This is a genomic window from Rhodocaloribacter litoris (assembly GCF_011682235.2).
Classification (GTDB): domain Bacteria; phylum Bacteroidota; class Rhodothermia; order Rhodothermales; family ISCAR-4553; genus Rhodocaloribacter; species Rhodocaloribacter litoris.
This window is the reverse complement of record NZ_CP076718.1, coordinates 1,610,801-1,624,982: the sequence shown is the minus strand read 5'-3', so window position 1 is coordinate 1,624,982 and position 14,182 is coordinate 1,610,801. Positions and strand designations below refer to the sequence as shown.

12 protein-coding genes are annotated in these 14,182 nt (G+C 68.0%); 5 read left to right on the top strand and 7 right to left on the bottom strand.

The window, feature by feature from the left end; all coding sequences use genetic code 11:
- Nucleotides 1-55 precede the first annotated feature (55 nt).
- The 5 genes from GQ464_RS06630 to GQ464_RS06610 form a co-directional block, all read right to left on the bottom strand.
- Complete coding sequence (locus GQ464_RS06630) at nt 56-1,366, bottom strand: hemolysin family protein (RefSeq protein ID WP_228350684.1); 1,311 nt, start codon at nt 1,364-1,366, stop codon at nt 56-58.
- Between the two features lie 225 nt (nt 1,367-1,591).
- On the bottom strand, nt 1,592-2,971 hold the full coding sequence (locus GQ464_RS06625; protein WP_166976815.1) for a sodium-dependent transporter: 1,380 nt from the start codon (nt 2,969-2,971) through the stop codon (nt 1,592-1,594).
- A 217-nt stretch (nt 2,972-3,188) separates the two neighbouring features.
- Nucleotides 3,189-4,796, bottom strand: a complete 1,608-nt coding sequence (locus GQ464_RS06620; RefSeq protein WP_262899687.1) for a response regulator — start codon at nt 4,794-4,796, stop codon at nt 3,189-3,191.
- Nucleotides 4,723-5,964, bottom strand: a complete 1,242-nt coding sequence (locus tag GQ464_RS06615; RefSeq protein ID WP_166976813.1) for a hypothetical protein — start codon at nt 5,962-5,964, stop codon at nt 4,723-4,725. Before GQ464_RS06615 ends, GQ464_RS06620 begins: the two co-directional genes overlap by 74 nt.
- Before the next feature lie 262 nt (nt 5,965-6,226).
- Nucleotides 6,227-6,691, bottom strand: a complete 465-nt coding sequence (locus GQ464_RS06610) for a single-stranded DNA-binding protein (protein ID WP_166976812.1) — start codon at nt 6,689-6,691, stop codon at nt 6,227-6,229.
- 327 nt (nt 6,692-7,018) lie between these two features.
- On the opposite strand from GQ464_RS06610, the gene mazG reads away from it, so the two are divergent.
- Both mazG and GQ464_RS06600 read left to right on the top strand, forming a co-directional pair.
- Nucleotides 7,019-7,837, top strand: a complete 819-nt coding sequence (gene mazG / locus GQ464_RS06605) for a nucleoside triphosphate pyrophosphohydrolase (RefSeq protein ID WP_166976811.1) — start codon at nt 7,019-7,021, stop codon at nt 7,835-7,837.
- 199 nt (nt 7,838-8,036) lie between these two features.
- Complete coding sequence (locus GQ464_RS06600; protein ID WP_166976810.1) at nt 8,037-9,158, top strand: type III polyketide synthase; 1,122 nt, start codon at nt 8,037-8,039, stop codon at nt 9,156-9,158.
- Here GQ464_RS06600 and GQ464_RS06595 read toward each other — a convergent pair.
- On the bottom strand, nt 9,155-10,171 hold the full coding sequence (locus GQ464_RS06595; RefSeq protein WP_228350683.1) for an LA_2272 family surface repeat-containing protein: 1,017 nt from the start codon (nt 10,169-10,171) through the stop codon (nt 9,155-9,157). The two genes, GQ464_RS06600 and GQ464_RS06595, sit on opposite strands and share 4 nt — an antisense overlap.
- A gap of 247 nt (nt 10,172-10,418) precedes the next feature.
- On the opposite strand from GQ464_RS06595, the gene mscL reads away from it, so the two are divergent.
- The 3 genes from mscL to GQ464_RS06580 all read left to right on the top strand — a co-directional run bounded on the left by mscL (nt 10,419) and on the right by GQ464_RS06580 (nt 12,229).
- Nucleotides 10,419-10,865 carry a large conductance mechanosensitive channel protein MscL gene (mscL, locus tag GQ464_RS06590; RefSeq protein ID WP_166981106.1) on the top strand — a complete coding sequence of 149 codons (447 nt, stop codon included), beginning with the start codon at nt 10,419-10,421 and terminating at the stop codon, nt 10,863-10,865.
- 83 nt (nt 10,866-10,948) lie between these two features.
- On the top strand, nt 10,949-11,716 hold the full coding sequence (locus GQ464_RS06585) for an alpha/beta fold hydrolase (RefSeq protein WP_166981108.1): 768 nt from the start codon (nt 10,949-10,951) through the stop codon (nt 11,714-11,716).
- An 18-nt stretch (nt 11,717-11,734) separates the two neighbouring features.
- A complete protein-coding gene (locus GQ464_RS06580; protein WP_228350682.1) occupies nt 11,735-12,229 on the top strand; it encodes a DoxX family protein in 495 nt (164 codons plus the stop codon).
- Here the strand turns inward: GQ464_RS06580 and GQ464_RS06575 are convergent.
- Entirely contained in the window at nt 12,226-14,115 is a 1,890-nt protein-coding gene (locus tag GQ464_RS06575; protein ID WP_166981110.1) for a trehalase family glycosidase, read from the bottom strand. The two genes, GQ464_RS06580 and GQ464_RS06575, sit on opposite strands and share 4 nt — an antisense overlap.
- Nucleotides 14,116-14,182 lie beyond the last annotated feature (67 nt).

The following is a 14,182-nucleotide window of genomic DNA, read 5'->3' as shown; positions in this document are numbered from 1 at the left end:
GTTGTGCCCGGCAAGGGCGTTCGTCCAACGCCGGGCCCGACCGGCTGTGCCGCCGTCAGGACGTGTCCGACGTGCCTTTCTCCGAAATTTCTTCTTCATTTTCCACCGGGGGTTCGACGCGGACGAGCACCGTGCCGATGCGGTGGTTCTCGATCGTTTCGACGCGCAGGTGGAGGTTTTCATAGGTGACCTCGGTGCCTTCGGAGGGGATGGCGCCGAGGAGGTGAAAGATGAGGCCGCCGAGTGTTTCGAAGTCGAAGTTCTCGGTGTCGAGCCGGAGTCCGAGGAGTTCGTTGAGGTCGTCCAGGTTGATGCGGGCGTCGCAGCGGTAGGTGTGCGCGTCGATCGGCTCGCAGAGTTCTTCCTCGTCGTCGTCGTGTTCGTCGCGGATGTCGCCGACGATCTCTTCGAGCACGTCTTCGAGGGTGACCAGGCCCGCCGTTCCCCCGTACTCGTCGACCACGATGGCGATGTGGGTTTTGCGAAGCTGGAAATCTTTCAGCAGGTCGTCGAGCTTTTTGCCCAGGGGAACGAACATGGGCGAGCGGGCCAGGCGGGTCCAGTCGACCCGCCGGCTGCCGTTGTGGGCGTTTGTGTAGGGCAACAGGTCTTTGGCGTAGACGATGCCGATGATGTTGTCCAGGTGCTCGACGTAGAGGGGCAGGCGGGAGTGGCCGCTGGTGCGGATCGTTTCCAGGGCTTCCGAGAGCGTCGCGGTCACGGGCAGGGCCACGATGTCGAGGCGGCTGACCATGATTTCGCGCACGGTGGTTTCGCCGAACTCGATGATGGAGTGGATCAGGGCCTTTTCGTCTTCTTCCAGCGTGCCGTGGGCCTCGCCGATCTCGGCCATCGTCTTGAGGTCTTCGCCGGAGAGGGGGCGGACGGTGGGCTTGAGGCGGTCCTGCACGCGGCGCATGGCGCGTGAGAGGGCCCCGGAGAGGGGCGCCAGCAGGTGATACAGCACGAACAACGGGCCCGAGATGCGGCGGCTGAAGGTCTGGGCATGCCGGGCCGCGATCAGCTTCGGCGTGATCTCGCTGACGACCAGCAGTACGAAGGTCAACGCGATGACTTCGAGGAAGACGGTCAGCGCCGGCGGCCAGCCGTAGTACTGCGCCACGCCGTGGGTGACGAGGGCCGCCAGGATGGCGGCCGCCACGTTGACCAGGGTGTTGAGGATCAGGATCGTGATCAAGAGCGAACGTGGCCGTTCGAGCAGCCGGAGCACGCGGCGGCTGGCGCTGTCTCCCTGCCGGGCCAGCAGGTCGCGGTCTGTGGCCGAGAGCGAAAAGAGCGCCACCTCAGAGCCCGAGAACACGGCGGAGGCCAGCAAGAGGAGCACGAGGAGGATGAGTGCCGCCACGAGGGCGCCCGGCGTGCCCGGCGAGAAGGCCTGCGTTTGCTGGAGAAGAGAACCTAGGGCGGATAACGGTGGAAGGTCAGGGTCCAAGGCCGGTGAGGGAAACTCCCTCGGCTTGTTCAAAAGGCAAGAGCCCGTCTGCTCACCGAAACGGTGCAAAAACTACGTTTGCCGGACGAGGCGGGTTCCTTTGCGCCGGGGCAAAAGCCGGCGCGTGGCCCGTCCCGCTCAGAAGTACGTTCCGGTGGCGACGATGAAGATGAGCAGGATCAGGATCACGACGGGGCACACGTATTTGACCAGCACCCCCCAGGCCCCGGCGGCGGGCAGCCGGTCGCCGCTGGCCTCGAGCGAGGCGATGGCGTTCGGCAGGCCCCACTTCCATCCCACGAAGATGCAGATCAGGATGGCGCCGATGCTGAGGGAGTAGTTGCCCCAGACGTTGTTGTTGAGCGTGAGGAAGTCCCAGGCAATAAGACCCTCATCGCCGCCGCTGAGGGCCGCGACGGCGCCCTGTGAGAGGGCGGACGGGACGGCCAGCACGAAGCACAGCCCGCCGATGAGCCAGGCGGCTTTCTCGCGGCTCCATCCACGCTCGTCCACGAAATAGGAGACGACGACCTCCAGCAGGCTGATCGTCGAGGTGAGCGCGGCAATGGCCAGCAGGGCATAGAAGGCGATGGCGACGACCGTTCCGCCGGGCAGGGCGTTGAAGATCGTCGGGAGCACGATGAAGACCAGGCCGGGCCCGCCGCTGGGATCGCCGCCGGCGGCGAAGAGGGCCGGGAAGATGATCAGCCCGGCCAGCACGGCGATGAGCGTGTCGAAGATCGCCACCGAAACCCCGGCAAACGGCATGTTCTCCCGCTCGGGCAGGTAGGAGCCGTAGGTGATCATGGCGCCCATGCCCAGGCTCAGGCTGAAGAGGGCCTGCCCCAGCGCGGCCATGACGACCCCCGCATCGATCCGGGAGAAGTCGGGTTTGAAGAGGTAGGCGATGCCCTCCACGGCGCCGGGCAGGGTCGTGGCGCGCACGGCAAGGGCGAGCAGGATCAGGAACAGCAGCGGCATCAGGATCTTCGTGGCCCGTTCGATGCCGCCCGAGACGCCGCCGCGCACGATCACGATGGTCAGCACCAGGAAAAGGCCCGAGAGCACGATGGCCCAGAGGGGGTCGGCGACGAGACCGGTGAAGATCGTGCCGCTGACGTCGGCCGTGGTCGCTTCGTGCAGGGCCCCGGTGACGGCCATGAACAGGTAGCCGAGCGTCCAGCCCGCCACGACGCTGTAGAAGGCCAGGATGCCGAAGCCGGTCAGTACCCCCAGCCCCCCCACCAGCGGCCACCACGATGCGGGCACGAGCGCTTTGAACGCCCCGACGGGGTTGCGCTGCGTCTTGCGGCCGATGGCGAGCTCGGCCAGGAGGACCGGCACCCCGATGAGGGCTACGAACACCAGATAGATGAGCACGAACGCCCCCCCGCCGTTTTCGCCCGCCGTGTACGGGAAACGCCATATGTTGCCAAGGCCGATGGCCGAGCCGGCCGCGGCAAGGATGAAGCCGAGCTTACCGCTCCACTGACCACGATCTAGTGAGGGGACGGACATGGTGGAAGGCTCCGGGTCTGGTTCAGGAGGATGAAGGATACCGCTTCGGTTGTACGGTGCCGGGGCGAGGCATCGCAGGGTGGGGGACGGCGTGCGTCGGACGTGCTGCGCCGGGCTTGCCCCCCTTGCCCTGCACGTCTTCGCCGTGGTGATGCTGCCGGAGGTGGCGGCGGGTGCGGCCGTGCCGGCAAAGCCCCAAAATAACCTGCGTGCCGGGTTAAAAATCAAGAGCGGTTGTTTTGCGGGGGTACCTTCGGCCGGCGACGGGCTGCCCGGGGCCGGCACCCGGCTGCTGCCCGGTCCACTGTGCCAGGGTTGTACGCAACTCGCCGAGCTGGATGGGCTTGGAGAGGTATCCGTCCATGCCGGCCTCCAGGCACGCTTCCCGGTCGCCCTGCATGGCGCGGGCGGTCAGGGCGATGATGGGGGTACGGCGGGCATGCCCATCCTCCCGGGCCCGGATGGCGGCGGCGGCTTCAAAGCCGTTCATCTCCGGCATCTGCACGTCCATCAGCACCAGGTCGAACGTATCCCGTTCCCAGGCGGCAACGGCTTCGTGCCCGTTCGCGGCGACGGTGACCCGGTGCCCCTCTTTCTCCAGGATGTGCACTGCCACCTTCTGGTTGACCGGGTTATCCTCCGCCAGCAGAATGTGGAGGGAGCGGGCGGGTGCGGCGTGCCCCCTGGCGGTTTCGGCCTCCCGGGTCCGGAGGACGGGTTGCCGGCCGCCGGTCTCCCGGGGGCGGTGATGCCGCCGGGCCGCTGCAATCGTTTCGTAGAGCTCCGCCTGCGTGAACGGCTTCATCAGGCGGCCATCCACCCGGAGCCGCTTGCACGCCTCGGCCACGCCCTGCTGGATCGCCGAGGTGAGCAGGACGATCGTGACCTGCTCGGGGCCCCACCGCTGCCGGATCCGCTCGGCGACGGCCAGCCCGTCCAGCTCCGGCATCTGCAGGTCGAGCAGCACGAGGGAGAAGGGCGATCCGCCGCCGGCGGCGCGGTCCATGGCTGCCAGCGCGGCCGGCCCGTCCTCGACCAGCACCGGTGTGGTTCCCCAGTGCTGCAGGATCTCTTGCAGGAGGCGCCGGTTCGTGGCATTGTCGTCGGCCACGAGCACCGGCTGCCCGGCCAGCGGGAGCGACGGCCCGGGCTGGACGAGCCGGTCCGTTTCGGGATCGCGTGCCAGGCGCACGGTGAAGTGGAACGTGCTGCCTTGCCCCGGGGTGCTCTCGAGCCAGATCCGGCCCTGCATCAGGTCGACCAGGCGGGAGGAGATGACCAGCCCCAGCCCGGTGCCCCCGTAACGGCGCGTGGTGGACATGTCGGCCTGCTCGAAGGCCTCGAAGATGCGGGCCTGGTGCTCGGGAGCGATGCCGAGGCCGGTGTCCCGCACGGTGACGTGCAACGTGACCTCCTGCCCTGTCTCGTCTTCCGGTTCGGCTTTGCGAAAGGTGACGACCACCTCGCCCTTCTCGGTGAATTTGACGGCGTTGCTGACGAGGTTGACCAGCACCTGGCTCAGCCGCACCGGGTCGCCCCGCAGGGCATCCGGCACGTCGGGCGCAATGTCGCAGATGAGCTCCAGCCCCTTCTCGTGCGCCCGGGCCGCCAGCGTCTTCAAGGTGCGCCCGACGTGTTCGCGCAGGCGGAAGGGGATCGTCTCGAGGCCGAGCTTGCCCGCCTCGATCTTGGAGAAATCCAGGATGTCGTTGATGATGGTCAGCAGCGACTCGGCCGATGTCTTCACGATTTTAAGGTATTCGCGCTGTTCGGCAGTCAGGTCGGTGTCGAGGACGAGCTCGGTCATGCCGAGGACACCGTTCATGGGCGTGCGGATCTCGTGGCTCATGTTGGCCAGGAACTCGCTCTTGGCCCGGCTGGCCGCCTGCGCCTGCTCGCGGAGGATTTCCTCGGCTTCCAGCTTTTCCCGGATACCCGCGCTCGGCTTCGGTGGCCGGAAGCGCCCGTACCGCCGCGACGGTGGTCAGCAGGGGCAGGTCGCCTCGTGCCGGGGCCATCGTCTCGAGGGGGGCGGCGCGGAGCACCTCGAGGGTGGCGTCCTGCAGCGTGCGTTGCCCGGGCAGGCCCTCCGGGAAGCCGAGCACTTCCACCCGGTCACCGGGGCGGACCAGCCACGCGGCCACGGTCTCGACGGGGATCGTTCCCGTGTCGTCTTCGAGTATGAAGGCAGTTTCGGTTTCCACGGCGCGCACGGTTCCGCGCACACGAATGCGGTGGCCGTCCGGGGGCGTCGTGTGCAGGTCGGCGAGGGTCAGGCCTTCCCGCGGAGGCGGCGCCGGCTTTTCGATGGTGACCTGATCCAGGGAGGGACTGAAGACCTGCACGCCGGCGACGTTCCAGTCCGCATCGAACAGGAGGGCACAGACGCCCCGCACGCGCACCTCGGCATCGACCAGCGTTGCCGGATCCATCCCGGAGAAGTCCAGGACCCGGATCAGGAGCCGGTCTTTCCCGTCGTCGATTTCCAGGACGAGGCGGTTGTCCGTGATGGTCGCGGTGCGCACGATGCCGGCCACCTCGACCCACTGCGAGATTTCATTGAAGCCGGCCAGGTGGGCGATGGAGACTTCCACGGCCGGCGGCAGGGAGGTTTCCTCCAGTACCCGGAGCTGCGGCTTCACGAGTCCCAGGTCGGCGGTGCCGGTCCGCCCCGTGACTTCGACGTAGTGCCCGGAACGGAGGGGAAAGTCCGTGCCCTGCGGGTTGATGTAGAGCCCGCCGGTCGAGTCCTGGACGAACAGCATCTGCCAGGCGGGGTCGTAGTACGTCACGATGCCGTGGAGCTGAACGGGCCGGCCGTGCCGGGTGGTATCCGCGTTGGCGAGGGCGACGTCGCGGACCGTGGTGAGCACGGCCTGCGGGTCCGGTCGGCACGACGGGAGCGACAGCAGCGGCACCAGCACCAGCAGGAGCGTCGGGAGGAAAAATGGCCGGAGCCGCCCATGAACCGATGGCGGTCTGGACCCGATCATGTTACGTCAGGGTGTGGCTGGCCTGCTCCGGGGGACGGAGGTTGTGAGGGGGCGCGTCGTCGGAGCAGGAAGTGGTACGATTCCGGTGCGGGGGGTGCGGGTGCTTTATCGGAGGGTATCGGCCGGGAGATGGCGAGTTCAAGCGCCGCGGGACGGTCCGGCCGGTTGGCCGGGCGTTTCACAATGAAAGAAGGCGCCGCCTCCCCGGGGGAAGCGGCGCCTTTGCGGGCGCGTGCCCGTCCGTACCCGGCGTCCGGATCGTTCAGAACGGCAGTTCGTCGTCCGGATCGAACGTGTAGTCGTCGGGCTGTGTCTGCGGTTTCGGGCGGGCCTGCTGCTGGGGACGGGCGGGCGCGCTCTGGGACGTCCCCTCGAACGCCTCCGGCCCGGCATCCCGGCTGCCGAGGATCATCATTTCGCGTGCCTTGATCTCGGTCGTGTACCGGGTGTTGCCGTCGCGGTCCTCCCACGAGCGGGTCTGGAGCGAACCCTCGAAGTAGACCTGCGAGCCCTTCTTCAGGTACTCGTTGCAGATCTCGGCCAGGCGGCCCCAGGCCACCACGTTGTGCCACTCGGTGCGCTCGACCCACTGCCCGTCGGCGTCCTTGTAGGACTCGTTCGTGGCCAGGCGCATGTTGCAGACGGCCGTGCCGCCGCCCGTGTAGCGCAGTTCGGGGTCCTGGCCCAGGTTGCCGATGAGGATGACTTTGTTGACTCCGCGTGCCATGATTACACCTCCTGCTGTTTTAGGACGCACCCTGCGTCCGGTCCTACATGAGCCCCTGGCGATTCTACATGAGTCCACCGGCGACGGCTCCGCCGCCCCGGCCTTTCCCGACCTCATTACACGAATCCACCAGGAGATGTAATGATTCAAAAAATCAAGGAGCGTCCCCGCAAGCGGGGCACCTTGCTGAAGGTCCGACGCTAAGGTAAAACGGGGCGGGTGTCAACCCTGCGTCACAGGGCTCGAAGAAAAAAACAAATTTTTAACTGGCGGGTTGATCAGGGTGCCGCACCCACCGGCCCACGTTATCCCCAGACCGCTCGCTCCATGCCTGAAAAGAAAGTTTACGAACCCCAGTTCGCCGAGGCGCCCGCAGCCCTCGAAGCCTATGCGGACTTCGTCGCCGTCGTACGCCAGCTGCGCCGGGACTGCCCCTGGGACCGGGAGCAGACCCACGAATCCGTCAAGCACCTGCTCATCGAGGAAGCATACGAGACGGTGGAGGCCATCGACGCCGGTAACCATGACGCCCTGATGAAAGAGCTGGGCGACGTGCTGCTCCACGTGGTCTTCCACAGCGTCATCGCCGAGCAGGACGGCCGCTTCACGTTGAAGGACGTCATCGAGGCGGAAACGGCCAAGCTCATCCGCCGTCATCCGCACGTCTTCGGTGAGGTGGAGGTTGCCGGTGTCGAGGAGGTGCTGGCCAACTGGGAACAGATCAAAAACACCGAAGGCGACCGCACCTCGACGCTCGACGGCGTACCCGGCCGGCTGCCGGCCCTGCTGCGGGCCTACCGGATCCAGGAGAAAGCGGCCGGTGTCGGGTTCGATTTTCCCGAAAAAGAGGGCGCCTGGGACAAAGTGGAGGAGGAGATCCGCGAGTTCCGGAACCGGGCCGAGGCGGGCACCGACCCCGGGACCCTGGAAGACGAGTTCGGCGACCTGCTCTTTGCCCTGGTCAACTATGCCCGCTTCGTGGGCGTCAACCCGGAGAACGCCCTCCGCCGCACCAACGACAAGTTCGTCCGCCGTTTCCGGCACATCGAGCAGCGCCTGGCCGAAACCGGCCGGTCGCTCGCCGAGGCCGGCCTTGCCGAGATGGATCGGTACTGGGACGAGGCGAAAGCCGCCGAACGGGAATAGCGTTGCACGGTACACGTTGGAAAGTTACACGTTGGTATGAACGCCCGGATGTGATGCGACGCGTCGAAGGCCCTTTTCCACATCAAGGTGCAACGTGGAACATGCCAACGCGCAACGTGGAACATGCCAACGCGCAACGTGGAACATGCCAACACGCAACGTGGAACGTGTAAACGCGCAACGCGCAACGTAATACGCCATGCCGACGACGCTCGAAGCCATCGCTACCGCTAACCCGCCGTTGCGGCGGTCGCAGGCCTATGCGGCGTCGTTCATGCAGCGCGTCGACAGCCAGCCCGAGGGTATCCGCCGGCGCATCCCGCAACTCTACGCGCGCTCCGGCATCGACTACCGCTATTCGTGCGTGGAGGATTACGTGCGCGAGCCGGCGGACTGGACCTTTTTCCCGCCGAACTGGTCGCTCCGCCCCGAGCCGACGACGGCGGCACGGAACCGGAAATACCGGGAGGCAGCCGTTCCGCTGGCCGAGCAGGTGGCCCGTGCGGTGCTCCGGCAGGCGGGCCTGGCACCGGAGGCGGTGACGCACGTCGTTGCCGTCAGTTGCACGGGCTTCTTCGCGCCGGGGCTGGATGTCGAGCTGGTCCGGCGTCTGGGCATGCGCCCGGATACCCGGCGCGTGATCGTCGGCTTCATGGGCTGCTATGCCGCCTTCAACGCGTTGCGCCTGGCGCACGGGTTCTGCCGGAGCGATCCGGCGGCCCGCGTGCTCGTCGTCTGCGTCGAACTCTGCACGCTGCATTTCCAGGCAAGCCAGACGCTCGAAAGTGCCGTCATCAACGCGCTTTTCTCCGATGGAGCGGCGGCGGCGGTGCTGGCAGCCCGTCCCGACGCCGGAGGGCGGCTCACCTATGCCGGCGATCATTGCCTCCTCGACGGGGATTCGCTGGATGACATGACGTGGGACGTGGGCGACAATGGTTTCCTCATGGGGCTTTCCAGCCGGGTGCCCGACGTGCTGGCGCGGCAGTTGCCGGCTTTCGTCGAGGCCCTGCTGGGACGGCACGGCCTCACCCCCGGCGACGTCGACTTCTGGGCGATCCATCCCGGCGGCCGGGCCATCGTCGAGCGGGCGCAGGAGGTGCTGGGCCTGTCCGACGAGGCCGTGCACGACAGCCTGGAGGTTCTCCGCCTGCACGGCAACATGAGCTCGCCCACCATCTTTTTCGTTCTCAAGCGGTTTCTCGACCGGCATGAGGCGGCGCGGGCGCGGGGGGAGGCCGGCTACCGGACGGGCCTGGCCGTGGCCTTCGGACCGGGGCTTACGCTCGAAGGGTGCCTGTGGCGACGCGGGGCCGGCTAATCGAAGTGCAGGTTGACGAGGGGCAGGAGCCGGAGCCCCTTCGGGTTGTTGCCGGCATAGTTGAGCAGCCCGATCTGGAGGCCGTAGAGGCGACGGGCATAGTTGAACAGCCCGATCGTCAGCCCGCGCTGCTCGCCCCGGATGTGGTTGAAGGCGCTGACGGCAAGGCCCCGGAAGAGGCCGTCGCGTCCGAGGTTGAAATAGCCGGGGGCCAGGGCCAGGCCCGTCATCGCGCCGGCGCCGGCCGCCACGCCGGCTACGAGGGCCCCTTCGACGCGAGAGGCCCCCACGCCGAGGCCGCCCACGCCGAGGCCGCGCAGGGTGCCGCCGGTGCCGACGCCGAGGCCGCCCAGGGCGATGCCCGTCAGGTTGCCGCCGGTGCCCACGCCGAGGCCGCCCAGGGCGATGCCCGTCAGGTTGCCGCCGGTGCCCACGCCGAGGCCGCCCAGGACGATACCCTGCACGTCACCGCCGGCACCGACGCCGAAGCCACCCGCGAAGAGTCCGGTCAGGTTGCCGCCGGCGCCCACGCCGAAGGAGGCCGCCATGACGCCGCTCAGGTTGCGTCCGCTGCCGACGCCGAAGCCGCCGACCATGAGCCCCGTGATGTCGCGCCCGCTGCCGATCACGGCCGCTGCCAGGCCGAGGCCGGTGATGTCTTCGCCGGAGCCGAGGCCGATGCCGCCAACCATGACGCCGGTCAGCCGCTCGTCTGCGCTGGCACCGGCCAGCCCGAGCGTGAGGCCGTGGACGCGCCGTGCCCCCGTCAGCGGCAAGCCGACCGCCACGCCGTTGACCGTGCCGCCGGCCGGATGGTACGGGTACCACAGCGTGACGTTGAGCCCGTTGACCCGCTCCAGATGGCGGTCCCGGTAGTTGAGGCGGATCCCCGTGACCCGCGGCACGTCGCCGAGGCCGAGCCCGACGCCGCCGGCGGTCAGGTCGAGTCCCTGCGCCATGGTAGCGGCGGGAAAGATCAGGAGCAGCAGGAGCGGGCAGAGAAAACGCAGCATGTCGGGCAAAGGCTGTGTTCCGGTGATTCGCTTTCGGGCTACACGAGACCCCGGCGACGCAAGTTACAGCTTTGCGGTCCCGGGTTTGTGAGCTTTGCGCGGTTTTTGCACCCTTGCCGGGCTTTTGGCGAACCGGCTTGCGGAGGGTGCCCCGAGGTGATAAGTTTGTCGTCGGCCACGTCGACGGCCAGGTCCCCGCCGTGGCCTCTCGTCCAGCCGCATCCAGAACTTCACAGGGAGGTAGGCCATGCTCAAAGAGTTCAAGGAATTTGCACTCAAAGGTAACATGGTCGATATGGCCGTGGGTATCATCATCGGAGCTGCCTTCGGCGTCGTCGTCAAGTCGATCGTGGACGACATCCTGATGCCGATCATCGCGGCGGTTTTCTCTGCTCCGGACTTCAGCAACCTGTTCATCGTGCTCCGGGCGCCGGAACAGGCCGGGGTCAACATGGAGTCCATCGAGGCGGTGCGTGAGGCGGGCGGGGTGGCCCTCGGGCTGGGACTCTTCATCAATGCGCTGATCTCGTTCCTGATCGTGGCGGTCGTGCTGTTCGTGGTTGTCAAGGGGATGAACCGGTTGAAGCGGCAACAGGAGGCTGCCCCGCCCCCCGCCCCGCCGGCCCCGTCGAACGAGGAAAAGCTGCTGGCGGAGATCCGCGACCTGCTACGCGCGCAGGCGGCACAGGGATGAGGCCGGGGCCCGGCCGAGCCGGACGAACCCCCGGGGCCGCCGGCCGTTGTACGTACGGTTTCGTTTAGCCATCCACGCCCTCCATGGAGCTGTTCTACAAGGAGTATGGCGAAGGGCCACCGTTGCTCATCCTGCACGGGCTGCTCGGCTCGGGAGGTAACTGGCACACCCTCTCCAGCCGCGCCTTCGGCAAGCACTTTCACGTCTATGCCCTCGACCAGCGCAACCACGGTCGCTCGCCGCACGATCCGGTGCACGACTACCCGTCGATGGCCGCCGACCTGGCCGGCTTCATGGACCGGCACGGCCTCGACCGGGCCCACGTGCTGGGGCATTCGATGGGAGGCAAGACGGCCATGCAGTTCGCCCTCACGTACCCGGACCGCGTCGACCGCCTCGTCGTCGTGGACATGGCGCCGAAGGCCTATCCGCCCTGGCAGCTCGACATCCTGGACGCCCTGCGTGACCTCGACCTGAGCGCCTACCGCTCCCGGGCGGAGGTGGATGCGGCCCTGGCGCTGCGGGTGCCCTCCCTCCCCATTCGCCAGTTTCTGCTCAAGAACCTCCGGCCGGACGGCCAGGGCGGTTACACCTGGCTGCCTAACCTGGAGGCGCTCTACCGGAACTACGACAAGATCAACGTTCCCGTCGAGGCGACGGGAACGTTCGACGGGCCGGTGCTTTTCGTCCGCGGCGAAGACTCGCCGTATATCGCGGAGGATGACCTGCCGGCGATCCGCCGCCTGTTTCCCCGGGCCGAACTGGTGACGATCCCGGAGGCGGGACACTGGGTCCACGCCGATGCCCCGGAGGCGTTCGCGGAGGCGGTGCTCGACTTTCTCCAACGCTAAAAACGGATCGACGACATCGTGGATGCTTCCGGAAAAGGCCGCCTGATCGACCTGGGCCTGCTGGTGCTACGCGTCGGCATCGGGTTGACCTATATCACCCTGCACGGCTGGGGAAAGCTCGTCGGTGGACCGGAGCGCTGGGCGCAGGTCGGGCAGGCCGTGAGCCACCTGGGTATCGAGTTCGGCTTCGTGTTCTGGGGCTTCCTGGCCGCCTGTGCCGAGACGGTGGGCGGGCTGTTGCTGGCACTGGGCCTGTTCTTCCGCCCGGCGTGCCTGTGGCTCCTGGGTACGATGTCCGTCGCCGTGGCTTTTCATCTGGGCCGGGGCGACGGCTGGGGCGGCGCCGCACACGCTCTCAAGGGCGCCGTGCTCTTCTTCAGCCTGCTCTTCATCGGACCCGGCCGGTACAGCCTGGACGCGCTCCGGGCCCGCCGCCGGAACGCTAACGGAGCACGGCCTGCCGATACGGACCCACCGGTCTATGCCGGCGAGTATGCACCGCACAAAGCTTAGCCGAACAGGTGCTCCACCGGCGTGCCGGCTTCGAGCGCCTCGCGCAGGCGGGGCGTCAGCAGGTCCAGGCCGAGCTGGTACGAGGCGTTCATCCAGCCGAAGCCCTCGCGGGTGATGTAGTCGAACTCGGTGCCCACGTTGCCGTATTCGACGAACACGTCGTGCGTGCGGCGGACGACGTCGTACTTCTCGGGGATGGTGCCGTTGTAGTCGGCGGCGTTGCGCGTGATCATGTGGAGCCACCGGTAGGCCAGACGGCGGGCCTCGTCGGCGTAGCCGTAGCGGAGGAGGCCGTGCCAGGCGAGGATCTGGTGGGGTGGCCAGCCGAAGGGGTAGTCCCACTGCCGTTGCGGGCGCTCGTCGGAGACGGGCCCGCGCGAGGCTTCGGTCGTCGAGACGAGCCCGCCGGGCGCCTCCAGCAGCGGCAGGGCGCGGGCGACCAGCGCCTCGGCCTGGGTCTCGCTCGCCAGTCCCGCCCACAGCGGGTAGAACGTGGTGGCGCTCTCGAAGCCGGTCTGCCGCCCTTCCACGAAGTCGTAGTCGAAGAAGAAGCCGCGGCCGGCGTCCCAGCAGAGGGCGTTGAGCCGCTCCCGGCGCTCCGCGGCGCGGGCCCGCCAGGCGTCCGGTGTGTGCGTGCGGCCGTCCGGCGTCACCAGCCGCCCGCCGAAGACCTCCTCGATGGCGCGGGCGAGGTCCACCTCATAGCGGTAGAGGAGGGCGTTCAGGTCGACGGTGCAGAGGTGGGCGGCGCGCCCTTCGAGGCGGTAGCTGTTGTCGTGGCCGGACTCGCGCAGCGCCCGGTCGTGGACGAAGTAGGCATCGAGCTCGGGGACGACGATCTCGCGGCGGCGGACGGCACGGGCAAAGGCCCGCAGCTCCATGCCGGCGGCCTCGGCGTAGGGGCGGAGCACGGCGTCGAAGTGGCCCTCCTCCGTCTCGGGCGGCATCCCGATGCCGCGCCCGTAGTAGCGGCTCAGGCCCGTCTCGGTCAGCTTGGGCGGGGCGGTCCACACGGTCTCGTACTCGCGGAGGGCCGTCGTCATCACGTCACGGAGCCAGGCGTCGCGGGCGGGGCCGGCGGGCAGGTGCTCGTAGACGGCCCACCCCATGGCCGTCAGGAACGGCGGCTGCGAACGGGTCAGGTAATAGCTCCGGTTGGCGTTCAGGATCTGCCCGTAATGGGTGATCTCGTAGAGGAAGTGCTCGACCATCGCCTGTGCCAGGTCGACGCGCCCGTCGTGGAGCAGGCCCAGGGCCTCGAAGTAGCTGTCCCACCCGTAGAGCTCGTTGAAGCGCCCGCCCGGCACCACGAACGGCAGCCCGCGCAGCCGCCCGTCGTCGCCGCGGACGAGCTTCAGGCTCAGGATGCCGGGCCGCTCGTTGAGGCCCAGGACGTACTCGGGCGTGATCTGTTCGGGCAGGGTGATGACCTCCAGCCCCAGCCCGGGCCGCTCCCGCGCCACGCCGGCGAAGTAGTCCTGCGCCACGGGGTCGGTGGCCGGCACGTAGACGCGGGCGCGGCGGTCGAGGTCGGCGCCCTCGCCCTTCGTATCGATGGCCGTGCGGGCCAGCCCCTCGGCGTCGACGGTGCGCGTCAGCCCGTCCCAGAACAGCTCGCGGATCATGCGGGAGATGCGGTGGACGGGGTTCTCGTGGAGCCGTTCGGCGTCGAGCGCAAGCGTGGCCCGGCCCGCCTCCCGCGCCAGCGCCAGCTCCTGCAGCAGGTTCGACAGCGCGTACGTGCCCTCCACCACGTAGGGCGTCTCCCCCTCGATGACGAACCGCTTCGGCCCGGTGTCCTTGACGGTGATCTGCCGGTCGCCGTCCGTGTCCTCCTGCGCGAGCAGGCGACGGAACGTGTCTTCGACGGGGAGGTGCAGGCGCATCGTACTTTCGGGTTTCAGGTTGCGTGTTTCATGTTGCACGTTCTGGGAGACGTGCACCCACCATCTC

Bases quoted from the DNA above. Each gene is read 5' to 3' on its own strand.
- GQ464_RS06625 (WP_166976815.1), bottom strand. From the start codon at position 2,971: ATGTCCGTCCCCTCACTAGATCGTGGTCAGTGGAGCGGTAAGCTCGGC.
- GQ464_RS06620 (WP_262899687.1), bottom strand. From the start codon at position 4,796: ATGAACGGTGTCCTCGGCATGACCGAGCTCGTCCTCGACACCGACCTG.
- GQ464_RS06615 (WP_166976813.1), bottom strand. From the start codon at position 5,964: ATGATCGGGTCCAGACCGCCATCGGTTCATGGGCGGCTCCGGCCATTT.
- GQ464_RS06610 (WP_166976812.1), bottom strand. From the start codon at position 6,691: ATGGCACGCGGAGTCAACAAAGTCATCCTCATCGGCAACCTGGGCCAG.
- mazG (WP_166976811.1), top strand. From the start codon at position 7,019: ATGCCTGAAAAGAAAGTTTACGAACCCCAGTTCGCCGAGGCGCCCGCA.
- GQ464_RS06600 (WP_166976810.1), top strand. From the start codon at position 8,037: ATGCCGACGACGCTCGAAGCCATCGCTACCGCTAACCCGCCGTTGCGG.
- GQ464_RS06595 (WP_228350683.1), bottom strand. From the start codon at position 10,171: ATGCTGCGTTTTCTCTGCCCGCTCCTGCTGCTCCTGATCTTTCCCGCC.
- mscL (WP_166981106.1), top strand. From the start codon at position 10,419: ATGCTCAAAGAGTTCAAGGAATTTGCACTCAAAGGTAACATGGTCGAT.
- GQ464_RS06585 (WP_166981108.1), top strand. From the start codon at position 10,949: ATGGAGCTGTTCTACAAGGAGTATGGCGAAGGGCCACCGTTGCTCATC.
- GQ464_RS06575 (WP_166981110.1), bottom strand. From the start codon at position 14,115: ATGCGCCTGCACCTCCCCGTCGAAGACACGTTCCGTCGCCTGCTCGCG.